General features: G+C 48.1%; 23 protein-coding genes. 7 read left to right on the top strand and 16 right to left on the bottom strand.

Going from position 1 to position 24,007, the window contains the following annotated elements:
- Nucleotides 1-28: 28 nt before the first annotated feature.
- Genes AC0YNT_RS09155 through AC0YNT_RS09145 form a run of 3 tightly spaced genes read left to right on the top strand, consistent with a single transcriptional unit; the run spans nucleotide 29 to nucleotide 3,250 of the window.
- The gene (locus AC0YNT_RS09155; protein ID WP_475804290.1) at nucleotides 29-1,393 is read left to right on the top strand and encodes an ABC transporter substrate-binding protein; all 1,365 of its coding nucleotides are present in this window, start codon (nucleotides 29-31) and stop codon (nucleotides 1,391-1,393) included.
- Between the two features lie 50 nt (nucleotides 1,394-1,443).
- Nucleotides 1,444-2,412 (top strand): carbohydrate ABC transporter permease, encoded by a 969-nt coding sequence (locus AC0YNT_RS09150; RefSeq protein WP_475804289.1) that lies wholly within the window; start codon nucleotides 1,444-1,446, stop codon nucleotides 2,410-2,412.
- 19 nt (nucleotides 2,413-2,431) lie between these two features.
- Entirely contained in the window at nucleotides 2,432-3,250 is an 819-nt protein-coding gene (locus tag AC0YNT_RS09145; protein WP_475804288.1) for a carbohydrate ABC transporter permease, read from the top strand.
- Nucleotides 3,251-3,490: 240 nt separating this feature from the next.
- On the opposite strand, the gene AC0YNT_RS09140 is transcribed toward AC0YNT_RS09145, so the two are convergent.
- The 6 genes from AC0YNT_RS09140 to AC0YNT_RS09115 all read right to left on the bottom strand — a co-directional run bounded on the left by AC0YNT_RS09140 (nucleotide 3,491) and on the right by AC0YNT_RS09115 (nucleotide 9,093).
- Nucleotides 3,491-4,309: a DUF4358 domain-containing protein gene (locus tag AC0YNT_RS09140; RefSeq protein ID WP_475804287.1), complete on the bottom strand. Its 819-nt coding sequence runs from the start codon at nucleotides 4,307-4,309 to the stop codon at nucleotides 3,491-3,493.
- Nucleotides 4,310-4,337: 28 nt separating this feature from the next.
- Entirely contained in the window at nucleotides 4,338-5,489 is a 1,152-nt protein-coding gene (locus AC0YNT_RS09135) for a DHHW family protein (protein WP_475804286.1), read from the bottom strand.
- A gap of 17 nt (nucleotides 5,490-5,506) precedes the next feature.
- On the bottom strand, nucleotides 5,507-6,922 hold the full coding sequence (locus tag AC0YNT_RS09130) for an MBOAT family O-acyltransferase (RefSeq protein WP_475804285.1): 1,416 nt from the start codon (nucleotides 6,920-6,922) through the stop codon (nucleotides 5,507-5,509).
- Nucleotides 6,923-6,928: 6 nt separating this feature from the next.
- Complete coding sequence (locus AC0YNT_RS09125; protein ID WP_475804284.1) at nucleotides 6,929-7,417, bottom strand: DUF4358 domain-containing protein; 489 nt, start codon at nucleotides 7,415-7,417, stop codon at nucleotides 6,929-6,931.
- Nucleotides 7,418-7,584: 167 nt separating this feature from the next.
- The gene (locus AC0YNT_RS09120) at nucleotides 7,585-8,127 is read right to left on the bottom strand and encodes an NADPH-dependent FMN reductase (protein ID WP_475804283.1); all 543 of its coding nucleotides are present in this window, start codon (nucleotides 8,125-8,127) and stop codon (nucleotides 7,585-7,587) included.
- 87 nt (nucleotides 8,128-8,214) lie between these two features.
- On the bottom strand, nucleotides 8,215-9,093 hold the full coding sequence (locus AC0YNT_RS09115; protein WP_475804282.1) for a LysR family transcriptional regulator: 879 nt from the start codon (nucleotides 9,091-9,093) through the stop codon (nucleotides 8,215-8,217).
- A 129-nt stretch (nucleotides 9,094-9,222) separates the two neighbouring features.
- Here AC0YNT_RS09115 and AC0YNT_RS09110 point away from each other — a divergent pair, with 129 nt between their 5' ends.
- Nucleotides 9,223-9,963, top strand: a complete 741-nt coding sequence (locus tag AC0YNT_RS09110) for an SDR family NAD(P)-dependent oxidoreductase (protein WP_475804550.1) — start codon at nucleotides 9,223-9,225, stop codon at nucleotides 9,961-9,963.
- Nucleotides 9,964-9,967: 4 nt separating this feature from the next.
- On the opposite strand, the gene AC0YNT_RS09105 is transcribed toward AC0YNT_RS09110, so the two are convergent.
- The 4 genes from AC0YNT_RS09105 to AC0YNT_RS09090 all read right to left on the bottom strand — a co-directional run bounded on the left by AC0YNT_RS09105 (nucleotide 9,968) and on the right by AC0YNT_RS09090 (nucleotide 15,141).
- A complete protein-coding gene (locus tag AC0YNT_RS09105; protein WP_475804281.1) occupies nucleotides 9,968-11,116 on the bottom strand; it encodes a Ger(x)C family spore germination protein in 1,149 nt (382 codons plus the stop codon).
- 14 nt (nucleotides 11,117-11,130) lie between these two features.
- Nucleotides 11,131-12,591, bottom strand: a complete 1,461-nt coding sequence (locus AC0YNT_RS09100) for a spore germination protein (protein WP_475804280.1) — start codon at nucleotides 12,589-12,591, stop codon at nucleotides 11,131-11,133.
- Nucleotides 12,588-13,691 carry an endospore germination permease gene (locus tag AC0YNT_RS09095; protein WP_475804279.1) on the bottom strand — a complete coding sequence of 368 codons (1,104 nt, stop codon included), beginning with the start codon at nucleotides 13,689-13,691 and terminating at the stop codon, nucleotides 12,588-12,590. The genes AC0YNT_RS09100 and AC0YNT_RS09095 overlap by 4 nt, the downstream gene beginning before the upstream one ends.
- A gap of 163 nt (nucleotides 13,692-13,854) precedes the next feature.
- Nucleotides 13,855-15,141: a glycosyltransferase gene (locus tag AC0YNT_RS09090; RefSeq protein ID WP_475804278.1), complete on the bottom strand. Its 1,287-nt coding sequence runs from the start codon at nucleotides 15,139-15,141 to the stop codon at nucleotides 13,855-13,857.
- A 123-nt stretch (nucleotides 15,142-15,264) separates the two neighbouring features.
- Here AC0YNT_RS09090 and AC0YNT_RS09085 point away from each other — a divergent pair, with 123 nt between their 5' ends.
- Both AC0YNT_RS09085 and AC0YNT_RS09080 read left to right on the top strand, forming a co-directional pair.
- Nucleotides 15,265-17,796 (top strand): choice-of-anchor A family protein, encoded by a 2,532-nt coding sequence (locus AC0YNT_RS09085; RefSeq protein WP_475804277.1) that lies wholly within the window; start codon nucleotides 15,265-15,267, stop codon nucleotides 17,794-17,796.
- A gap of 260 nt (nucleotides 17,797-18,056) precedes the next feature.
- Nucleotides 18,057-19,550 (top strand): DHA2 family efflux MFS transporter permease subunit, encoded by a 1,494-nt coding sequence (locus AC0YNT_RS09080; RefSeq protein WP_475804276.1) that lies wholly within the window; start codon nucleotides 18,057-18,059, stop codon nucleotides 19,548-19,550.
- 56 nt (nucleotides 19,551-19,606) lie between these two features.
- Here the strand turns inward: AC0YNT_RS09080 and AC0YNT_RS09075 are convergent, their stop codons facing one another.
- Nucleotides 19,607-20,575, bottom strand: coding sequence for an iron-hydroxamate ABC transporter substrate-binding protein (locus AC0YNT_RS09075; protein ID WP_475804275.1), 969 nt, complete (start codon nucleotides 20,573-20,575; stop codon nucleotides 19,607-19,609).
- Nucleotides 20,576-20,725: 150 nt separating this feature from the next.
- On the opposite strand from AC0YNT_RS09075, the gene AC0YNT_RS09070 reads away from it, so the two are divergent.
- Nucleotides 20,726-21,247 carry a YfiT family bacillithiol transferase gene (locus tag AC0YNT_RS09070; RefSeq protein WP_475804274.1) on the top strand — a complete coding sequence of 174 codons (522 nt, stop codon included), beginning with the start codon at nucleotides 20,726-20,728 and terminating at the stop codon, nucleotides 21,245-21,247.
- A gap of 15 nt (nucleotides 21,248-21,262) precedes the next feature.
- Here AC0YNT_RS09070 and AC0YNT_RS09065 read toward each other — a convergent pair whose 3' ends face one another.
- From AC0YNT_RS09065 to AC0YNT_RS09045, 5 genes are all read right to left on the bottom strand, one after another.
- Nucleotides 21,263-21,640, bottom strand: a complete 378-nt coding sequence (locus AC0YNT_RS09065; RefSeq protein WP_475804273.1) for an MmcQ/YjbR family DNA-binding protein — start codon at nucleotides 21,638-21,640, stop codon at nucleotides 21,263-21,265.
- 20 nt (nucleotides 21,641-21,660) lie between these two features.
- Complete coding sequence (locus tag AC0YNT_RS09060; protein WP_475804549.1) at nucleotides 21,661-22,083, bottom strand: SRPBCC family protein; 423 nt, start codon at nucleotides 22,081-22,083, stop codon at nucleotides 21,661-21,663.
- A gap of 188 nt (nucleotides 22,084-22,271) precedes the next feature.
- The gene (locus AC0YNT_RS09055; RefSeq protein ID WP_475804272.1) at nucleotides 22,272-22,847 is read right to left on the bottom strand and encodes a GNAT family N-acetyltransferase; all 576 of its coding nucleotides are present in this window, start codon (nucleotides 22,845-22,847) and stop codon (nucleotides 22,272-22,274) included.
- A gap of 89 nt (nucleotides 22,848-22,936) precedes the next feature.
- Entirely contained in the window at nucleotides 22,937-23,374 is a 438-nt protein-coding gene (locus AC0YNT_RS09050) for an SRPBCC family protein (RefSeq protein ID WP_475804271.1), read from the bottom strand.
- 113 nt (nucleotides 23,375-23,487) lie between these two features.
- The gene (locus tag AC0YNT_RS09045; RefSeq protein ID WP_475804270.1) at nucleotides 23,488-23,973 is read right to left on the bottom strand and encodes a MerR family transcriptional regulator; all 486 of its coding nucleotides are present in this window, start codon (nucleotides 23,971-23,973) and stop codon (nucleotides 23,488-23,490) included.
- Between the last annotated feature and the right edge of the window lie 34 nt (nucleotides 23,974-24,007).

Here is a 24,007-nt window from a genome sequence, read left to right as displayed (position 1 = left end):
ACCTAAATTATAGCGGGGGTAATAACAAATGAAACGTTTGGCAAAAGGCGCTATCGCCCTTATGACGGTAGGCTCACTCCTCTTGACCAGTGCTTGCGGAGCGAATAAGGAATCGAATAACACATCCGGTAATGCGAATGCATCGGGGGACAACAACAAGGCAGCTAATCAAGTTGAACTCGGAACGCTCGATCCAGCGAATCCAACGAAAGTGACGTTCTACTCCTACAGCCTTGCATATCCAACGATGAAGGCTGGTATGGAGCAGCTAATCAAAGAGTTTAACGACACGGTCGGCAAAGAAAAAGGCGTTATTGTTGAAGGTGTGCCTGATGCAACCTTCCAACAATACAAAGCGGATATTTCGGCTGGCAAAGAGGTTGACGTTGTTCAGCATACCTTTAACTTATTGGACAGCTCCCGTCTTGGACTTGGCTTTAAAGCTTATGAGGACGTATTCCCAAAAGCTGAGCTTGATGAGCACCTAAAGGGTATTTCGCCAAACGCGCTTGAGCTTGGCAAGATCGACGGCAAAATGTACGGCCTTGCATTCACCTTCAGTACACCGATCGTCTTCATTAACGGTAAGCTGTTCGAAGAAGCTGGTCTTGATCCGGCTAATCCGCCAAAGACTTGGGATGACATTAAAAAAGCTTCGCTTCAAATTAAAGAAAAAACAGGCAAAGACGGATTTGGTCTCTCTCCTCAGAACGGTTGGGTAACGGAGGGCCTGATCTTAAGCAACGGCGGTCACGTCTTGTCCGAAGACCACAAACAAGCTGAGTTTGCGAATAAGGAAAGTGTAGATGCCATCTCAATGTGGAAAGACCTGTACACGAATGGCGCATCAGCTAAAGGTACGGACGCTGAAGTTTCTGAGCAGTTCATGGCTGGAAACCTTGGTATGTATGTTTCTTCTACATCGCTGTACAGCGGCATTAAGAAAGCTTCTGAAGCCGGTGGTTGGAAGGTATACGGCGGAGCGCTTCCGCAATTCGGAGACAAGGAATCGATTCCTGTTAACTCCGGTTCTGTGCTGGCTGTACGTCCAGACTCCCCTGAAAAGAATGCAGCGGTATGGGAGTTTATCAAGTTCGTAACAGGTGACAGAGGTTATACGATCATCACATCGCAAATCGGTTACCTGCCGCTTCGTACTGGTCTTGCTGATGATCCGAACGGTCTGAAGGACTTTATTGAACAAAACCCACTGTACAAAATCAACCTTGAGCAGCTATCCCGCATTCAACCAGTTGCGATCTGGCCAGGTGAAAGTGCAACAGAGATGGTTACTGCCTTCACGGACGCCATTGTGAAATCAGTCAGCACGGACGCAGATGTAGAAAAAACCCTTAAGCAAGCACAAGATCAAATCAACAGTATGATGCCTTAATAGCAGCCATAACACTGGAGAGATTGTTCCTCCATAAGAAAGGAATCGTTATGAGCCAAACTATCGAAAACTCGTATGCCCCCCCTTTAAAGGGGAACCCTGCAATCGCAAGAAGGAGTCTGAATAAAGCTAAGCTGTGGCGGCGTATTAAACCGTTCCTCTACTTGGCTCCTGCTCTTATTTTGCTAAGCGTCTGGATGTATAAGCCGTTAATTACGACCTTCTATCTGGCCTTTCATAAGTGGAACATGGTTCCTGGGACCGAAAAGAAATTTGTTGGTCTCGATAATTTCGATCGCCTGTTCCATAACCCGGCCTTTATCGATTCTATTGGCAACACCGTCTTCTACACGGTAGGGCTTCTGCCGTTCTCGATTCTTATTCCGCTTGTCCTTGCCGTCGTCACGAACAATATGAACGGCAAGATGAAAAACTTTTACCGCGGTATCTTCTTTATCCCGATGATTCTGGCCCCTGTGTCGGTCAGCGCCATCTGGCGGTGGTTATTCCATCCATCCAACGGTGTAGTTAACCACATCCTGCTCAAGATGGGCATGATTGATCAGCCTATCGCCTTTTTCTCAGACGCGCATTATGCAAAGTGGATTATTCTGTTCATTACCGGCTGGAAAATGATCGGCTTCAGCGTCATTATGTTCTCGGCTGCTTTAACCAGCATTAACCGGGAATACTACGAAGCTGCATCCATCGACGGTGCTTCGAGTCTGCGCCAATTTATTAACGTTACCGTTCCACTCATGTCGCCAATGATTATGTTCATGCTGATGATGAGTATCCTGTTCTCCAGTCAATGGACATTTGCTTATATCGATATCTTAACAACGGGCGGTCCATACGGCACTTCAACAAACATCTATTACGAAATGTACCGCTACGCATTTTCGAACTTGAATGTTGGCTTCAGCTCGGCAGCTGCGCTTGTATTCTTCTTCCTATTTGGCGCTATCGCATTGCTGCTCAATGCAGTATCCCGCAAGCTGTCGTTCTACGACAATTAATGGTGAAGGAGAGTTATCGATGAACAAACGATCCCCGGTAGCGGCAATCCTGCGGCATGGGGTGCTGGCTCTGATGTGCATCATTGCGATTATTCCGCTGTACTGGATGGTTAATTCCTCGCTCAAGAACGAGTCTGAGATTTTCACATCCAGCTTTTTCCCGAAAGCACCGACCTTTAGCAACTATACGTATGCTTTTTCCCAAATGCCGATTGTCCGAATGATCTTTAACTCGTTTGGTATCTCGATTCTCATGACGCTTCTCCAACTGGCAACAAGCCTGCTTGCGGCTTACGCTCTCGTCCGCTGGAGATTCCGCGGCAAGGGATTGATCTTCTCGATCCTGAGCCTGACCTGGCTGATTCCGTTCCAGGCCATCATGATTCCGAACTATGTACTCGTTAATAACATGGGACTTAATGATTCCATGCTGGGTATCGTGCTTCCGTTCTGTGTTTCTACCTTTGCGATTCTGTCGCTATATCAATCGTTTCAGTCGTTCCCTAGCGTTCTGATTGAAGCAGCTTGTATCGACGGCATGAATGATTGGGACATTCTGGTGCGGCTTATTATTCCTAATATCAAATCGGGTATCGCCTCGCTTGGCATCATCTCTTTCATCAACGCATGGAACGAGTACTTGTGGCCGATGCTGATCACGAAAAAGATGGAAAACTCGCCGATTCAGATTGGTCTGAAGCTGTTCGTCAACTCGGATACGAATATGTGGGGCTCCTTAATGTCCGCCACTACCGTATCCTGTCTGCCAGTTCTGATCATCTATCTGCTGCTCCGCCGTCATATCGTAGATTCGTTCATTAAGTTCGGCATCAAGTAAATTTTTAAGTTGAACAGGGACTTCCCAAAAGTCATTTCTTTGACGATGAGGCAGTCCCTTGTTACGCGAGCCTACTTCGTTTCTTTCCATTCCTGTTGGACAGAATCCACTCTATGCCCCACTACTTCACCTCTCTACACCTGCTTCATGGATGAAATCCAACATAGCCGCGCGAGATCAAAGTTTCATCCAATCAAAAGGAGCTATCCCGAAATGAGACAGCTCCTTTATCCTCTATATTTATTTTAACGCCGCTTTAAAAGCCTTCACGAGATCATCCGCACTTTCTGAGATAACGAATAGGACGTAGTTGCCTTGTACGACTATTTTATAGTTTTTCGCATTCTCATACTGGTCCTGCAAATAGGTCTCGAACATCTTTTGAACCGTTTCAGCACGACTTACCATACCTTTCTTAACGGCATCGATATCCTTTTCTTTCTTCACTTTAAATACCGCGATCTCGTTCGTCTTCACATTCATCATCGGCATACGTGCGGAGAAGTCAGCAAGGGTTGACGTATCGATGCCATACATATTCTTCACATCATCGGCAGTCATCGCCATCAGAGCGGGCTGCTCCACAGCTTTCAGCATCGCTTCGATCACATCACCTGCACTCGCATCCGCAGCCGGACTTGGACTTGGCTTAACCGTTGGCTTCGGCGATGGCTTTGGCGTTGCAGATGGCTTCGCGCTTGGCGCCGGCGTCGCAGCTGGCTTCTTCGTAGGCTCAGACGGCTTCTTCGTTGCAGCCGGTTCTTTCGTTGCGGCAGGCTCCTTCGTTGGAGCTTTCGTCTTGCTTGGCTCAGGGGTAGCGCTAGGTGAAGGTGATTCACTAGTGCTTGGGCTCGCCGAAGGACTTTCGCTCGGCGTCTCTGCTGCCTCTTCACTTGGCTCGGCATCTGGACTTACCGATGGGCTCTCTTCACTTGGACTCACTGTAGCAGTAGGACTAGGCGATGCCCCCGTATTATTGTTGTTATTGCTGCCGCAGGCGCTTAACACGCCGCCCAGAATCATCGTGGATAGTAGCAGAATAATCGCGCGTTTTTTCATGAAAGAACTCTCCCTATTATGATCTCGTTTATTTGTTTAGCTTTAAGATCTCGCCATTCTCCGCGAACGTCGCCGTGTTAAACAACAGCAGCGTATGGCTGATGCCATTCTGCTCCATGTAATCTCCGATGCTTCCGTTGTAATAGCGCATATCAATGACATGAATCTCTTTCACATGCTGCGTCAAGAAAGGCAGGAAGCTGTGTGCATACGAATCTTTGATCACCAGCAGCTTGTCCAAATCCTCTTCGCCCTGTGGAATATCACTCTTAATGGTCATAAGTGCATGAACCCCGCCTAGAAAATACGAGTACTTATCCTTTTTCGCCAGATAACTGTCGTCGTACAGACTATCTGTTGTTATGTCCGTATCAGCTACATACACCGAGGTTCCAACCGGCTGCTTCGGCAGATATTTCTCTATAGAATCCGGTTTGACAAGGCTGAATTGTCCTCGCGTATCGTAGCTTCCGAGGAAGGAATCGCTGACCGTCTTACTGTCATATTCCGTCACGGGATGCGGCGTCCACCCCATCTGTTTCGCATACGCTTCATAGGCATAATAGGCGCCAAGTGTTGTCCAGTGATGGTCGGTCCGGTAATAAATATCCTCAGAGGCATGCGGCATCAGAACGTCGAACCCATTCATAAACGTCAGATTCGCAAGCCCCTGCAACTGTTCCGCTGCGGCATCATTCACCTTATCCTGCGGATCATAAGGCGCTTTCCATGGCAGTTTGTCCGGATAGAAGCCAATTGAGGTTGGTGCAAGCAGGAACCTCATGTCCGAGTCCGGATGGGCAGCTGCGAATGCTTTTATCGTATCTGTATATTTCGCGAGCAGAGCCGGATCAGGATTCGTAAATTTCTCGAACAAGTAACCGTCTTTCCCTTTGTAGATGCCGTTGTTTTCCTGCTGAAGCCTCAGCTGTTCCGACAGCGACTTCACCCACACCCAGTCGCCACGCTTCGGAAAATGATCCGTGACAAACGTTTCAGCTTCCTCTGCAAACTTTTTGGAGATCAGGTTATCCCACGTTAACTTTGGTGCTGCTTGCAAATATCGATTCTCGAGCTCAGAAAATTTGCTGGCAGGTGAGAAGAGGAAAATCAGAGCTAGAACAAATAGCGTCACGATAAACCAGATGGCGAGCAGTCGGTCGGTTTGCTTTTTCATCATGAATGTCCCCCTTGCTGTCAGAAACGGAAATACAGGAACGGATTAAACGTCGCGTCGACGAGATAAGAGACGGACAGGAAGAACAGTACAATCAGCCACGCGAAGCTTGCCATAAGACGTACAGGACTGGGACTGTTCTCTGCTTCCGCTCCTTCTTCCACAGCACGTCTCTTCCAGGCAATCGATGCCACTATCAACAGAAGGAGCAAAATCACATTCGTATACAGGTAATACACCGTTCCATCATCCCACAGCGGTCGTCCATGAAGACCAAGCATAGCCCCAAGGTAATCGCCAACCTTCGGCAGCTCATCAAAGGCGAACAGCACCCATCCGATCAGAATAAGCAGACTGGCATAGACATGCCTGATCCATCTTGGTGCCCGGGCGAGAAGCCGAAGCCCTGCCCATTTTTCGAAGATAAGAATGACACCAAAGTACAAGCCCCACAGCATAAAGTTCCATGCCGCACCATGCCAAATCCCAGTCAGCACCCAGACGATCAGAATGTTGCGAAGCTGCTTGCCAAGTCCTTTCCGATTGCCGCCGAGCGGAATATACACATAATCCCGGAACCAGCTGCTAAGCGAGATATGCCATCTGCGCCAGAAATCTGTAATGCTCTGAGCCGTGTATGGCTTATTAAAGTTCTCATTGAACCGGAAGCCAAACATAAGTCCAAGTCCAATCGCCATATCGGAATAACCGCTGAAATCGAAATAGATTTGGAAGGCAAATGCAATAATACCAAGCCATGCAGTTAGAACTGGTAAAGTGCCTGCATCTGCGTCCGAGATCGCATGCCAGAGCAAGCCGATGTTATTTGCAAGCAGCACCTTTTTGGCCAGGCCGATAATAAAGCGCTTTACACCCTCCGCAAACATCTCCATCGTCACACGGCGTTCCCGGAGCTGCTCCGCCAGCGTGTTATACTGCACAATTGGCCCTGCGACGAGCTGCGGGAACAAGGCAACAAACGTACCAAAGTCGATCCAGTTACGCTGTGCCTTGGCCGTTCCGCGGTACACGTCGATAATGTAGGACATCGATTGGAACGTATAAAACGAGATGCCGATCGGCAGCGCAAGCTCGGTCAGCGGAATATCTATGCCAAGCAGTGCATTCACATTGCTGATAGCGAAGTCTGCATACTTGAAATAAGAGAGCAGCGCCAGATTCACAATGACCGATGCAACAACGATTACTTTCCTCCGCTTAGGCCCCCACTCTGGTTTGTCTAACAAGAGCCCAAAGCTGTAGTCCGTAACGGTCGAGATCAGCATGATGACAATATAGACAGGCTCACCCCAGGCGTAGAAGACTAGACTTGTCAGGAAAAGAACAAGGTTCTTCATCCTGCGGGGTGACAGGAAGTAGAGCAGGAATACGACCGGCAGAAATACAAACAGAAATAGCAGGCTGCTAAATACCATAGCCGGTTACTTCGTCTCGAAGAATCCGTTGAAGGCGTTTACGATATCTTCCGCATTCTCTCCAATGACAAACAGAACATAGCTGCCTTGGGCGACTACTTTATAATTTTTTGCATTCTCATATTGGTCAGGCAGATAAGTTTCGAACTGCTTCTGTACGTCAGCCGCACGCTGCTTCACGCCTTCTTGAATAGCCTCAACGTCCTTGGCATCCTTCGCTTTCAGCACCGCAATCTCATTGGTCTTCACATTCATCAGTGGAATCTTAATGGTATAAGTGTCAAGAAGAGCCGGGTCCAAATGGTACAGATTCTTTACCCCATCTGTCTCAAGATCGGTTTGGGGTGGCTGCTCGTATTGCTTCGTAAGCTGCTCAATCATCTCTTCAGTCGACAACTTTGGATCGGGGGTTTTGTTGCTGCCTTTTTCAGAACAGGCACTCAGCGTTAGGCCGATGAGGATCGTAAATAACAGAATAAACACTGGTTTTTTCACGTTTAGCACTCTCCTTGATGTAGTGTTGAATTTGCGAAATTCAAGACAGTGCTACAGACGCACGAAAGGACAAGAAGGTTACAAGTTGCACAAAATTAAGATCATAAAAAAACAAGGCCTTCCACCATCGTAATGGCGGAAAGCCTTGTTTACAGCCTAGTAGACAATTATTGTCTAAGCGTTCTTAATGCACCGCTCCAAGCAAGAACTTGGTCGAGCATGCCGTTCACATTCGTCAGATGCAGATCAGCTGGCTTGAATACCGAGCCGTTCTCGAAATCAGTGAACAGCGAGAGAGCCGGGTGAACGCGTACGTCCGCTACCGACAATTCGCCGAGAATGCCGCGCAGATGTTCAGCAGCACGGGCGCCGCCCACCGAACCATAGCTAACGATGCCGGCAGCTTTATTGTTCCAAGCATCACGCGCGAAATCGAGCGCATTTTTCAGAGAAGCGGTAATGCTGTGATTGTACTCCGCTACGATAAATACGAATCCATCCAGACTTGCCAGCTTCGTATTCCAAGCAGTAGCCTGTTCCGTTGCATCTACCTCGCCAAACATTGGCAGCTTGTACTCGGCAACATCAACGATTTCATAGTTTGCATCGCCACGTTTGTCAGCAACGCCCTTCACCCATTCGCCCACTTGAGGACATACACGGCCTTGGCGTGTGCTGCCCAAAATAATTCCGATATTCAGATTAGACATTATTGTTTACCCTCTTCCATTGAAATTTAGATGAACGATCGAACCTTGCTCTATCGTTTCCACTTAATACCTTCTCTATGCAAGGGTTCAAATCCTTTCCAACTTCTGCCTTAAATTCTCGTAAAGCTTCACTGCTGCTTGCCCAAGCGGCGTGGTTCTGCTCAAGAGTCCCGTAAGCATATCGATGGATTCACCATTGATCTCTCTCGTCAACGTGCCGACAGGTAAGGGATCTAAGGCAATACGGGGAACAAGAGCGATTCCAAATCCGCTTGCTACATAACGCTTAAGCGCCGTCATGCTGCCGATCTCCATCGTCGCAATCGAGGGCTGACCGGCGTCTTGCAGCATTCGCTCGAGCCTTTTCCGATAGGGACAGGTCGCCGCTGTAATTAATAATCGGTGTCCTTCCAGATCACTTAACCTAATGCTCTCAGAGTCGGCAAGCGGGTGTCTTTCCGGCAGCAGAGCCGTAAACTCCTCTTGGAACAGCGCATGAAAATACAGCTCCTCACCAGCCTCCGGCGACGAGCATAAAGCAAAATCCAGCTCTCCCTGCTTCAGGCTGCTTACCAGCGCAGGTGTACTCGCAATCTCCAGTGACACTTCAACCTTTGGATACTCTCGCATAAAAGACTGCAGCAGCATCGGCAGCCGGTAGCTGGCCGACGGTTCTGTTACGCCAAGCCGCACTTTGCCGGCTTCGCCATTTTGCATATCCGATAAATGAGCCTGTAACTGCTCCATCCGATGCGTAATATCCAGACTCTGCTCATAGAACAGCCGTCCCGCTTCCGTCAGCTTTATCTTCTTCCCCCGTTCAAACAGCTGTACGCCCAAATCCGCCTCCAGCCTCTGAATTTGCATCGTTACCGTCGACTGCGCATAGTTCAGCTCCTCCGCCGCCTGATGAAAGCTGCCACATTTCACAATCATGTGCAGCGTCTTAAACGTCTTCAGATCCATCCGTTATCTCCCCTTCAGCCCGACCCAAGTTCAATAATATTGAACAAATTATTCATTAAGTTCAATTATACAAATCGGAAGCTGAGAGATACAATTTATTTATAAATGTAATCCATAGGAGGAGATCCCATAAATCTGCAAAATAAAGCAGCGTTAGTAACAGGAGGAGGCACAGGCATCGGCCGAGCAACTTGCCTTGCCCTAGCTAATCGCGGCGCTTCTGTCGTAGTCAACTTTTCCCGCTCCAAAGAAGAGGCCGAAGAAACCGTGAAGCTGATTCAAGACTTAGGCGGACAGGCCATTGCCATACAAGCTGATGTTTCGAAAGACAACGAAGTAAGAAACATGATTGATCAGATCGTCCACCGTTATGGAACAGTGGATCTGCTCGTCAATAATGCAAGCATTACCCGCCACATCCCGCTCCCAGACCTGGAATCCGCAACAGATGAGATATGGGATGAGCTGTTTGATGTCAATGTGAAGGGGATGTTTTACTGTGCAAGAGCTGTCACTCCTCACATGAAGAAGCAGGGACAAGGAGCGATCGTCAACCTTGGCAGTATTGCCGGTACAACCGGCTCCGGCTCTTCCCTGCCTTACGCTGTATCTAAGGCCGCCGTCCATGGCCTCACTAAATCGCTCGCCCGCGCCCTTGCTCCACTCATTCGAGTCAACTGCGTTGTGCCAGGGGCTGTTGCAACTAGGTGGTGGGACGGCAGAGAGGAACAGATGAAATCACTTGCCCCTAACCTGCTGCTGCAGCAAATCTCAACGCCAGATGACATTGCCCAGCTCATATGCGCTGCTCTCGAGCAGGAAGCCATGACCGGCCAGATCATTACCGTCGACAGCGGTCAGACGCTGTAGCCCGTTATTTTACAACCTCTTTATACTTGCCTGTACTTGTAACATTCGCCTCGATATGCAGGCTGCCGAGGGAGTGTTCGTTCAAGAAAAACATTCCCCCTTGACTCAGCTTGTGAAAGACGCGCGGATTCTGGCGATAGAGTGCTTCTTCCAGCTGGAACGGGTCACATTTTTTCGATAAAGCGATCCTGTACGTTTTTCGAATTTCGTCTTCAATTGCCTGCTCCGCTTTCTGCTCAAGCTCCTTTATCGGTGCATTAAAGGATTCCCTAATTGTACCATTTGCCGTTACAGAGAGATCAAAGATCACATCCCTGCTGCCCTTCACCTTCGGCCTGACTTTCAGCTTAGGGTGTGTAAACGAAATAACAGCCTTCTTACCCTCGTCCAGTGGAACTTGAAGCGACGTTCTGACAATCTTCCTTGTCGCCCACCGTATGCCCTTCAGCTCATCCACCGACATCCGGTCCACTAACCGCCCCTGATTGAAAAAGTAAGCTCCGTCCAGCTCAAACATCCCTTTCTGCTTCTCATCCTCCAGCCAGGTGCTTCTATTAATAGCAATGGACGGCATATAGAAAGAGTTGCCTGGCTCATTCATATTCGCAATCAGCCGGTTGCCATAAGCGGAGAGGATATAAGGACTTTGGCTGCGAACCTGCATACTTGTGTACATAATGGTGTCTAGCGGAGATAAGTTGAACAAGGATCTTTGCGTTAGAATATCTGGCAGCTTCTCCCTCGTCCCATATACCAGGACATTATAGCGCACCTCATAAAAGCGGTTCAGCGTGCTGTACGTTTCTTTGCCGTCAATCCGCAAGATGTTCTCACTAAGCACAACCGCCTTCAGATGCCCCCAGAACAGAGGGAATTGGGAGGTTGAATTTGTATTTGCCAGTGCAATGGCCAGGGTATCTCCCTGCCCTTTGCCGATCCAGATCGGCACTTCTGTTCCCAGCTGCGTATTCTCCGACCGGGCAATATTCGAGAAATTAAGCACCTGCACATACGTCTTGTATTTGCCTTCTTCATAGTCGATGCCAAGTGCCGTCACATAAGCCAGGTTCTGAATATCTCTGGAATTGGCACACCCTTGAAGCAGCGGCACCCCTATCAAACAAAGGACACATATTCGTAATAAAGAGCGCATCGTCTTCAACTCCTCTACCGTTCCTCGTCCTGATTCTGCAAGCTGGCAGGCCGCCGTTTCATTAAAAACCAAGGCAGCCTGAGGAACGAGCCGATCAAATCCCGCAGCTTAAGCGGAGATAACGGCGCGAGATAGCTGACTCCGAATGATTTCTGACTGCCCATCACAGCAATAAAAATAACAATACCCAGAATAACTCCATACATGCCAAGGAAAGAAGAGAGCACAAAAAAGAACAGACGGATAATGCTGACCACCGTGCTTAAGGATTGATTAACCAGCGTTACGCCTGAGACAGCCGTTATAGCACCTACAACCACAACCGAAGGAGAGACAAGTCCCGCCCTGATCGCGGCATCCCCGATAATTAGACCGCCAATCGAGGTTAACGTCTGGCCAATTGAGGTTGGAAGACGTACACCCGCCTCCCGGAAGATTTCAAGGAGCATCAGCAGGATAAACATCTCGATTTGCGCGGAGAAAGGCAGCCCAAGCCGGGATACCGAGATTGTCGCCATAATTCGGAATGGCAGCTGATCCTGATGAAAGGCCATTAACGCCACCCATATCCCCGGCAGAAATACCGTCAAGAACAGACTGAACAGCCGAATAAGCCGTGCGAATGAAACGTAGCTGTAATTAAAATGGATATCCTCCGGTGATTTCAACAGCAGACTTAATCCCGCTGGACCCACGATCACAAGCGGATTGCCATCCATAACGATAAGAAAACGGCCGGACAGCAGGGAGTTCACACAATAATCGGGTCGGCCCGTATAATCCAGCAAGGGAAGAAACTTATACCTCGAGCCCGTCAAGGCTTCTTCCAGCTGATTTATGCTGTACACCCCGTCGGTATCAATTGATTCCAGACTTTTATGAACCTCGTCTAATATCTTGGGGCTGATAATATCCGAGAAATAGAGCAGAGAAACCTTCGTCTTCGTTCGCCTTCCTAATGAGTATTCCTTAACATAAAGGGAATGGCTGCGCAGACGCTTGCGGATAAGCGCCACATTGGTCGTCATATCCTCATTAAAGCCATCCTTGGGTCCTTTAATAGAGATTTCAGTACTGGATTCGGTTGGCATTCTCTGCGGACGATTGGCGATTTCCATACAGAAATAGCGTTTTTCCTGCACGAAATAGAGGAATAATCCCCCTTCAAAGATCGTCTCGTCGATCTCCTCATCGGTAGGATTGTCCTTATATGGGAACAGCGACAGTCTAGACACCAGCTGATACATCTCTTCTGTTGTGACCTTGCCACCTCGCTCGTAATACTCAGCCAGGACAGGAAGAGCAAATTCATGAATTTGTCCGGTATCGCATAGACCAATCGCATAGACCAGCACAACAGCAGTCTTATCACTTGTACCAAACCGGCATGGCTTCACACACACATCAGCCGAGCCTTTATATAACTGCTTCAAACGTTCTTCCGACCAGCTCATGCTGGCTGCCGGTGCTGTCATTGAGGCTCATCCTTTCGGAAAGGTTTTGCAGGCTTGGCAAATAGCGTAATGACCATCCAGATCAATGTCACAGCAAACAAGATACCGAAGGATATCGGCAGGAAGAAGGCATACATCCACCGGTAATAGGAGTAATCATTCGTTGGAATGATGCCAACAAACAGATAGCTCACCATGATAATGACGGTAGCCCATTTGCGTACTCTCCCCTTCAGTTTGAAGGTATCCGTAAGCAAATAGACAGCGAGACTAATTCGAATACATGCGCCTGACATCCATTGAAAGATGGAGAAAAAATCGACATGCTCGAGATATTCCCCTACCTTCACCAGCCGCCATTGTTCATATGGAGGAGTCATCTGATTGGATGCTTCTTTAGGTCCAAATTCGGTAATCGCTCCGATAATAGGGCCCAGCATAATGAGGATAATAAACAGACTGTAGGCAAAAACCTGCCATGTCTTGATCTTCTCACTGAGCCGATGCTGAAGCATCAGAAGAAAGATAACTTCAATAAATCCACTCGAAGCATAGAGGACACCGTCAAGAACAGGAGCCCACCCTTTCTCCAAGATGGGGGTAAGGAGACGATAATCTTTTTCCGAATGATTAAAGATGCTGACGAATACCCCCAGCATACAGACGATGGGAAACAAGACTCCTGAAGTAATGGCAATGACCCGGAGACCCCATAATGTAATCATGAAGCAGATGGTCACTAGGGTGAGGGCCAGTACAAACGCGTGTGAGTCCGGCAAGTAGTTTGTTGTATTCCATTTCACGGTATGAACCACCGTTGTAGCTCCAATCAGGTACAGGATCACACAGACTGGCACCATTAATATCCATGAAATAGCGGGATGGGTTTTCTCAGAGATCCACTTATGCCACTTTTGCTGCCCTGATTTTTTGATCATCCATGCCAGCAGCAGGCACCAAACGATAAACATACCGCCAGTCACAAGGACCGTAATCCAAGCATCACGCCCGGAAGAGTCCAGCAGCATCGGGTTAATAATGACATGATCGATAAGTCCATTCGTTAAAGCAAATATCATAAGCAGCTGGGTGATATTGATTTTACTAGCTGTTCCACTCATTGACTGATCATCCCATTCCTCTTGCTCCCATTAAGTCAGGAAAAGATAGGTTAATCATTCCACTGTCCCTTCCAAATTATGCATCATGTGTTAACCGCCATAGCAGAAAAGCTCCCTCATTGCACTTGGCAAGAGAGAGCTTTGGGATACGGATATTATTCAATTAAAGCCCCTCAATTAGCGGCTTCAGCCGGTTCTCCCAAATCCACTGTGGACTGTACCGCTGGCGGGTAATCGTCTTAGCCTGAAGAACGGGATTATTCTCCATCTGTCTGACAATAATCCCTGCATGCTCTCGTAAATAGGCTTCCTCTGAAGGATGGTAGCTTTCTCTTGTATCACAATCAAAGCCTCTTGCATTCCACCGCATAAAATAAGCATTCAGCCCATGTCCAAGCTCCTCCAAGGCAGGCACCGCCTGATTTAGCACAAGCAGATTCCCTCGGCTAGCTGCCTCCAGTACGATCAGTCCAAAGGATTCCGAGTACGACGTGCAAATAAACAGATTGCTTAACGTAAATAGCTCCATCACACCACGATGGGGAAAACCGTCCGGCCAGCCGATATCGGAGGTAAAAACAAGCTCGTCACCGCCAAGCCCGTAACTCTCACCTGCGCTTCGAATTATTCGTTTGTACGACGCTGGTTCAATATCAAGGGAGGGGAAGTCGCAGAAAATCAGTTTGACCTTCTTGCCTGATTCTGCGCCTATTGCACCAAGCAAAGCGGCAGCTTTATCGAATTGCTTGCCTGTCGTCAGCCTCCCAGGATAGACAGCTAGAATGTCCGGTGTAAGCAGGTCCGTCAGACTACCAAGTCTTTGGACTGCTTCGCTCATTCCACCAAATAGATTCAGGCTATTCGGAATAGCCCGGCACTGCTCAAGCGGAACGTTATATTGACGAGCTAAAGCGGGTAATCCTGACTCTGCGGGATAGAGGTAAGTGGTATTAGGAAGCGGCGTATATCTGCCCGAGAGAGGCCAGTCCATTCGAAGTGGTCTCACGGCAGGATAGGAATGATTCATAGCCAGGAATCGCAGTCGTGGAAGCCGCGCCTGCACCTGCCGAATCGCGATGTTATGTACCAAATGCCAGCCCTGATAGAGAATATCGTGAAGAAAGACGACATCGACATCCCGAACAGCTTCACATAAGCTGTCCGCAATGACTTCCGCCTCCTGAAAAAAAGTCGAATGGACCCTGCCGGTCGGCTGGGTATAATCAAGCCAATGAATCTGCTGGCCGTTCAGCCGGTTCGTTATTTTAACCCATTCGATCCTCTCATCGCTGTATATGCCATACCGCTCAGAGTCGGGGCAGTCCTGACTGACAAGCACCTTTACCTTCATTCCTCCGCCAAGCAGCATATGAAGATGCTCCTCCACCACACTCACTAACGAGTAAGTCTTCGACAAGCCGTTAAACATCGTCACAATAGCGACATGCATGAGCTGGCCCCCTCTATTTCCGATTAAATACTCTCTTCTATGCCTTAATTAAAGGGAATATGCATAGGTATCTAAGGTGCACATTATTGGGCTGAGACTGTACTAATGGAGGGGATTAATGGGATGGCCTGTGTCAATCTCGGGATAGCCAATGACTTTAATTTATTTCTGTTTGGCGATCACACACAATCCTTCGTTGATTCGGAGGGGCGAGTGGCCGTTGGAGGCAATGCCACTTATAACAGCTACGGAGTAGGCAATACACTGCCCGTATCAACTACAAGATCGGATCTCATCGTACGCGGAAATATAGACATCACAGCGGGGACAAACTTTGCAGGGAATACCGTTATATTCCCGGGCAGTACGGTCATTAATTATACGATGACCAATAATAACGGAGTGCCGGGCCAGCCTCTTGTTGGTACACCCATTGACTTCGACGGGGCTGAGCAAAATCTGGCACAGCTGTCTCTTAATCTCGCTGCTTTACCGGTCAATGGAACGGTATCCAATAATTTTGGTCAAATCGTACTTACGGGGACAGATCCCGCCATTAACATATTTATGTTCAATGGCAATAACGTGGACGGTAACGGACTGCGGCTGGATACCGCAAACGGCATTAATATCATTGCCCCGGCAGGTTCAACCATTCTCATTAATGTTGGAGATGATCATGTCGGATTTGGCAGCTTTCAGATCTTTCGTAATGGTATTTCTGCTGTCCCTGAGGACGGAGCACTTATTCTGTGGAACCTCTATCAGGCGATCACCGCCTTTAACCAGAACCTATCGATTACCGGTTCGGTTCTTGCTCCTTATGCGAACTGGGAAGCGATTGGCTTCGGCAATATTAACGGTACGCTTGTTGCCCAATCACTCACGAATGTGGGCGGCACGCTTGAGGCGCACAATATTCCGTTCGTAGGCTGCCTGCCCGGCACGGTTCAACCGACAACTTCAACCACCACAACCTCTACCACTTCTACGACGACATCAACTACGACATCCACAACAAGTACAACATCGACATCAAGCACATCATCATCATCCAGTACATCAAGCACATCCAGTACAACAACGGTTGTCCCTCCTACTTCGACAACTACTACAACAACGCCTGTCCCTACCACTACAACGACAACAACGCCTGTGCCGACGACTACAACCACCACAACAACCTCCACTTCAACAACGACACCGGCGGTTGTCACGGGTCCAATCATTACTGCGACCAAAACTCCAAGTGTCACTACCGCACAGATTGGGGACACGATTACTTATTTCATCACAGTCACGAATATAGGGACCGCACCAGGAGAAGTCTTATTAGTCGAAATTCTTCCGCCGAGCGTTCAATTCATTCCATCCAGCTTATTTATTGACGGCGGGCGATTCAGTGGTGTAGACATTACCGAACAAGTTGTCATCGGTTTAATCAATGTCGGGCAGGTCGTGACGATCCAATTCGATGCATTTGTTTCCGGTTATCCACCAAATGGACAAATTACAAATAAGGGCTTTATTGTTACTGTGCCACCGGGTACCGTACCGGCTACTTGTACGCCAGGTGATTTATCCCTTACAACAATGCCGGGTGTAACGCCTATTCCCGGGCTCTTGCTTCCTGTTCTTCCTATCTTTAAGCCTGGTGTAACGCCGGCTCCGGGTCAAGTTCCGAATTTGGGGCCGATCACTGGTCCAGATGGAACTATCTTGCTGAATCAGCAGGTATCTGTTCCAGGCATTACGTTGACGCCGCTTGTTGGCGTGACGATACCGGTTCTGACTGGAACCGTTCAACCGATCATTTCAACCAGCTTTGTTACCGTCCCATGGACAACTGTACAGAATACGCCTAACCTGCTCGTCTCCAAAGCTTTCCTTAATGTTTCCTTATTTGTGGGACAGCGGATCACCTATACCATCTTTGTCGTCAATAATGGCAATGCGGTATCTGGCCGAACCATCTTAACGGATATCCTTCCGGCTAATGCTCTATTCATTCCAGGAACCATTCGCGTTAATAACGTGCTTAGACTGGATGATAATCCGAGTGAAGGCATTAGTCTTGGGCCAATTGCTCAAAATCAAAGCACCCTAGTCCGGTTTGATGTACTCGTAAGAGGTAGCGGGGCTCTAACGAATACGGCCCAGGTTAAAGCTGATTTCCTGCTGCCGAATCAACAGATTTTGACGCAGATCTTCCAGTCCAATACGATATCTAACCCGGTATCCACGATTCGAGCATCAGACTATGCCTCCTTCCTCAAGACCTCAGATGCCCAAATCGTCAAGGTTGGGGATAGCTATCATTACAATATTACCCTCACGAACTTGTCGACGGATATCACCGCAGCCAACGTCATCTTCTACGATCCACTCGACAATCAACTTCAATTTTCATCGGGAAGCCTCACCGTGGATGGAATCCCGCAGCCTGATCCTCAAGCGGGTATTCCACTTGGTACGATTGGTCCGGGAGTAACACGCAGACTGACCTTCCTGGTAAACGTGCTCGCTGAACCGATAGGCGGCATTATCATTAACCAGGCTGCTGTACTTTTCGAATTCCGCTTCGGACCCTCCTGCTTCCGAGCAGGCTTGCTTACGAATACGGTACGGATCATTGTCGAGGAAGAAGAGGAGTAACAACTATAACGGATGAAAGGGCACCCGGCGGGTGCCCTTTCATCCGTTAATCATAAATTAACCAAATTATAGTCGTTTTTTCCCCGAACCGACCCTTTTCTCTGCCTAGCCCCCTGTGATAAAGTGGAAATTGGGCTAATTAAAGATCTATGGAGGGGAAATTAAGGACGCTGTAACCGAGTATACTGTCCATCAAGCCTTAACAAAATAACGTACATACCTTTTCGTCATATGACGAAGGAGAGGACGGCAATTATCCTATGAATGCTTCTAATGCTGGTACGTCCAGCTCTGCACCCGACTTGACGAATATCAAGCGTGGGCCCATTATTGCTACGATTATTATTGGCGCGTTCATCGCGATCCTGAATGAAACTTTGCTTGGAAATGCACTTCCTGAATTAATGAAGGCTTTCGAGGTTGGTCCTTCGACTATCCAATGGCTATCAACAGCTTATATGCTTGTCGTTGGTGTACTCGTTCCGGTCACGGCATTGCTCCAGCAATGGTATACGACCAGGCAAATGTTTATTGGCGCCATGATGCTGTTTTTTGCCGGCACAGTCATTTCGGCTGTAGCTCCTGAATTTGGCGTACTCCTCGTAGGCCGGATCGTTCAAGCGATCGGAACCGGTCTGATGCTTCCTGTATTGATGAACACCATAATGGCCATCTTCCCGCCGGAAAAACGCGGTGGCGCCATGGGCCTGATTGGTCTTGTTATTATGGCCGCTCCTGCTATTGGTCCAACATTGTCTGGTGTTATTATGGACTCGCTGAACTGGCGCTGGCTCTTTATTCTCGTTATTCCGCTGGCCGCGTTGTCCATTATCTTCTCCTTTATGTTCTTAAAGAACGTTTCAGACATTACGAAACCTAAGGTCGATATTTTGTCTATTCTTCTTTCTACAATCGGCTTCGGCGGAATTGTATACGGCTTTAGCTCCACAGGTGAAAAAGGCTGGTCGGATCCTCAAGTGATCTGGTTGATTACGATTGGTGCAATCTCCTTGATCCTGTTCATCTGGCGTCAGCTTGTACTGAAAGCTCCGATTCTGGACCTGCGGGCATTCAAATTCCCGATGTTCACTATCGTAACCATCCTGCTGTTCGTACTGATGATGACGTTGTTCTCAACAATGACGTTGCTTCCCATGTTCCTGCAAGGTGCTTTGCTTATGACCGCGTTCACTTCCGGCCTCATCATGCTGCCGGGTAGTATTGTCAACGGGGTTATGGCTCCGATCTCCGGTATCTTGTTCGACAAGTTTGGTCCACGTATTCTTGTAACACCAGGCCTGATTCTCGTTGCAGTCTCGCTGTGGATGTTCACTGGTATTGATGCAACAGCAAGCAACGGTCATATCATCATGATCCATATTATTATGATGATCGGTATTTCCCTTGTTATGATGCCAGCTCAAACATCCGGTCTGAACCAACTGCCGCGTCACCTCTACCCGCACGGTACAGCAATCCTGAACACGCTGCAGCAAGTATCCGGTGCGATTGGTACAGCGCTGTTTATCAGTATTATGACAAATGGCACGAAGGATTATCTGAGTACATCCTCCGATCCTGGGTCACCTGCAGAGCAAGCTCACGGTATGGTTGCAGGTATTCACGATGCATTCTGGATCGGCCTTATCGTGGCGATCGCAGCTGTCATCATCGGTTTGTTTGTAAAACGTACAAAGCCGCCGGAAGGCGATCAACAGCCTGATGGTGAGAAGAAAGTTAGCATGAGTCACTAAGATACAAAAAGCTCCTTCCCGTTGTACTGGAAGGAGCTTTTTGTTATAGGGTTGAATTATTTAAGGAAGCTTTCCTTGAAGATTGTCAGCAAGCTTTCCAAGGTTGTTGGATCGCTGTAAGTGGAAGCTTCTGTATCAATCTCAATGACATGATTGTTCTTTACAGCAGGAATGTTCTTCCAAGTGTCTGTGTTCATGAAGGCATTGTCATTTGCAGTACTTCTGCTCAGGACGATCCAATCGCCCGAGTAATCAGGAATAATCTCTTGCGATAAGGTGTAATAACCAGGTCCTTGAGCATCCTTTGTTACTTTCTCAGGCATTTTCAGCCCCATTGCTTGGTACAATACTTCTGTACCACGTGCCCAATGATCGCCGAACACGTAGAAGCTCTTCGAGTCCGTCTCAAGTACGGATACAGTTGCGTTCTCGCCAATCTTCGCTTTAACCTCGTCGCCAAGTGCGGCTGCACGGGATTTGAAGTCGTTAACCCAAGTTGTTGCTTCTTGCTCTTTGCCAAGAATCTTGCCGATTTCCACCTGCTGATTCAGGTAATCCAGCTTACCCCATGTGAAAGCAACGGTAGGAGCGATCTCGCTCAGCTTCTCAACGTTCTTGCTTTCTGTACCCACAACGATCAAGTCCGGATCCAGCTCAATGATTTTCTCCAGATCTTCATCGGATACAACCTCTACACCCTTCAGTTTGTCAGTGAAGAGCGGGCTCATATTGGTCCATTGGTCTACGCCAACAATGTTAGCGCCAAGGGAGATCATATTAGGTGCATAAGCCAATGCTACGATACGCTGTGGATTCGCAGGAATTTCTACTGGGCCGCTTTCAGCTTGATACGTTACAGTTCCAGATGCTGGCTGCTCTGCTGCTGCCGATTCTGTTGCCTCAGGTGTTGCTGTCGCTTCTGCAGCTCCGTTGTTAGCGTTGTTCGTCTTGTTTGCATTGTTTCCGCATGCACCAAGAACCAGTACAAGCGCAAGAAGAAAGATAGCGGGAATAAACTTTTTCATGATAAGACCCCTTTACTATTTTTATAATGCATCAACTACGATAATGATTCTCAATATCACATTGAATCTAACTATAAATGGTTAAATGAGAGATGTCAATACATGAAATAGGTACAAGGGATCATCAAAAAAAGAGGAGAGATACACAGGATGGACACCTTACGTTTTCCCATCGGTCACTTCGAAGCGGTATTAGAACCAGACTTAGAGCTGCGCAGAGAGTGGATAAGAAAAATTGCCGAAATGCCTGCGCAGCTTCGACACATCGTGCAGAGCCTGACTTCCGAACAGCTGCTCACTCCTTATCGTCCTGGCGGATGGACCGTACAACAGGTTATTCACCATTTGTCTGATAATGATATGAACGCCTATATCCGGTTCAAGAAAGCACTAACTGAGGATAACCCTATAGCTTCAACTTATCGGGAGGATGTCTGGGCGGAGCTGAATGATTATACAGCGCCTATCGGAACATCGTTGGTACTGATCGAATCGCTGCGCAGCCGGTTCGCCGTACTGCTCCATGCGATGCAGCCGTCCGACTTCCAAAGAACCTTTACCAGTCCTACGCATGGCGTTATGACACTTGATATCGCACTTCAGCGATTTGACTGGCATGGCCGGCATCATCTCGCTCAAATTAGCTCGTTAAAAGAGCGTATGGGCTGGTAGCCCATACGCTCTTTTTTAATTATGAACACTCTCCAGCACCTGTTTCACCAGCCGCTTCGGCGCTGCAAGCAAGTAAGCTTCCTGAATAATCACCGTCAGCTCATCCCAGTTTGGTCCTACCTCCATGTCAACAGAAACCCAGCCGTGATGGCCGATATACGCTGTCTTCACATATCCGCCCTGCTCCAGCAGCAGGAACTGCTGCTCCTTCGTAGCTTTGATCGACAAGCTTGGCAGGTCACTATTATGTCCTTCACCCATCATGATGAAGGTTTTACCTCGCACCTTCATCACATCATGGCCAAATCCATCAACGATTTGTTCCACTTCTGGCAGCGCTGCGCAAATACTCTGCACCCGCTCCAGCATCTCTAATCCAAGCTCTGACTTCATCTTTGTTCCTCCCTATCTTACTACCCCTTCACATGAGCATAAGGCGCCTTATCGTACACAAGGTTCAGTTGAATGCCATGCTCCAGATAAGCCTTCGCTCCACACAGGACAATTGTAAAGCCTTCGGTCGAGCCGATTGCCCGCTGAGTAGTTTCTTCCGCTTCACCTTCAAAGCCGGAATCCGTAATCGTCACGAAGGTTTCTGACTCGGATAGAGCTTCAAACGTCCATTCCGCTTTTGTGCCCCAATCGATAACAATTCGTTTATTTTCCTCAAGCTCAAGAACTTGAACAGGCGCTGCAGCTCCGTACATCTCCCAAGTCCACTCCACCTGCTTGCCTGCTTCCAGTCTCGCGCTTCCCTTCGTGAACCAGAACTTTGTCGTAATCGCAGGATCGATAAAAGCTTCATATACTTCGCTTACTGGTTTTCTGATGAGCATTTCTGCTTTGGCTACTGGATTCAACGCTCTCACTGCCCCTCTCATGTGCCATATTTATTCCTTATTATTTCTATAAAAGATAGTCGGCAACCTGCCGCGACCCTAGTAAAGAAATCGTATATGCCTCAAATTCCTCACATAATGTTACTGTCACAGGATGAGGAATAGATGACTCTCTTTTTCATCCACTATTTTTCAAGCTTCCGGTAAACCGCCTTAATAAATCCTCCAAATACATCATGACTGTATGTAAAGCCTTGCTTCAAGTAGAAATCAAGCGCCTCTTCATTACCGTTCGAGACGTAAATGAAAAGCAGATCGACATCAGAAAAGCTTTCCAGCCATGTCATGGACATGTTGAACAGCTTCGATCCCAGTCCCATACTCCGGTAACCGTCCCGCAAATACAGGTTGCTTAAGAACCCAATCTTCTGTGGGGTCTCTATCCAATCGGGGTAAAAGCCTTTACTGCCTTCCTGCTCCTGATTAGGCGCCCATGCTGGAATCCCAAGATCCTCTTGCTCTACATTACTAACCGACGAAAAAGCATAACCAACTGGTACATCATCATCCTTTACGGTAAGGACATGGGTATGCAGCGCATGGTCATAACTTCTACGCATCCGGGTATCGAAGTTCATCATGTCGAATAATTCCGGTGCCATCACAGCCTTTGACTGTTGAAAAGCCATAAGCTCATCGCATAATACCCTGCAAGGTTCAATATTACCGTCCGTTACGACTTCAATGGTGATAGTAGACAAGCCAACTCCCCCTCTTGTTACTAAAATACCTCGAATAGCAGAACAGATCAAATAAAAAAGAGCCTCTTATAGAGACTCTACATGTTCAACTATCCCTCAACCAACTTGCCAAGTGCATCTAACATCTCGCCTGTGCCATGCTCGCGAATTTCCGGCGTATCATGTCCATCAAAGAAAGCGCCCTGCTCGGTGAAGACCAATTTGGTGCCTCCATCTGCTTCGAATAACTCAATGGTTGTTGTAGATACTGACATCCGCGTTTCATTCATGTCCAATGTGTAGGTGTACACAATGCGCTGATCTGTTATGATATCCTGATAGACAGCATCAAAGGTGAAGACTGGCCCTTCCGGCGGTCCGCCGCTGCTGTACTCACGTCCACCAACTCGAAACTCGAACTGATCAGGCTTCGAGAACCACTTCCCCTTTACCTCAGGGTCTGCAAAAGCCTCAAATACCCGCTCCGCGGATGCTTGATAAGTACGTTCGACAACAAAGGTTGCATGTTTAACAAATCTTTCGCTCATGGTTTTGTCTCCTTAAATGAATTGCGAAGCAATTCATGCTTCGTAAGCATAGACCTAATGAATTGCGAAGCAATTCATGCTTCGTAAGCATAGACCTAATGAATTGCGACGCATTATGGCGCATCATTCCCCCGTTCGAGCAGCGATCCCAGCTTGTCCAAATGCTGAACCCAGCTTTGCTTCCGCTCGATCACGGGCTTCTCGAATTCCATCTTCATTGCCTGCAGTAGGTTCGTAAAATCATCAACGGTTAGAGTTTTCTTCCCAATTAATGCTTTAGACGTATGCTCCAGCTGTTCCAGCAGCTTCTGCTGCTGCTTGATCTGCTCTTTGATCCGCTGCTTCTGCAGCGTCACCATCTCCAGCGGGCTGATCTGCTTGGCAGACAAGGTTTCCTTGATCTCCTCCAGTGATAAGCCCAATTCCTTCAAGGTCAGAATCTGATGCAGACGCGATAGATCGGACTCATCGTACAGCCGGTGGCCGGAATCTGTCTGCCCGGACGGCGAGAACAAACCGATCTGATCGTAGAATCGTAACGTTCTGACCGTAAGCCCCGTCAATTTGGCAAGATCTCCAACTTTCCAAAGATTGTTCATGCTCAGCCCCTTCGTTGTCGCTAGCTCAATTACC

The organism is Paenibacillus sp. J22R56 (assembly GCF_056269375.1).
The sequence above is the reverse complement of the archived record's forward strand: the minus strand, read 5'-3'. Positions and strand labels throughout refer to the sequence as shown.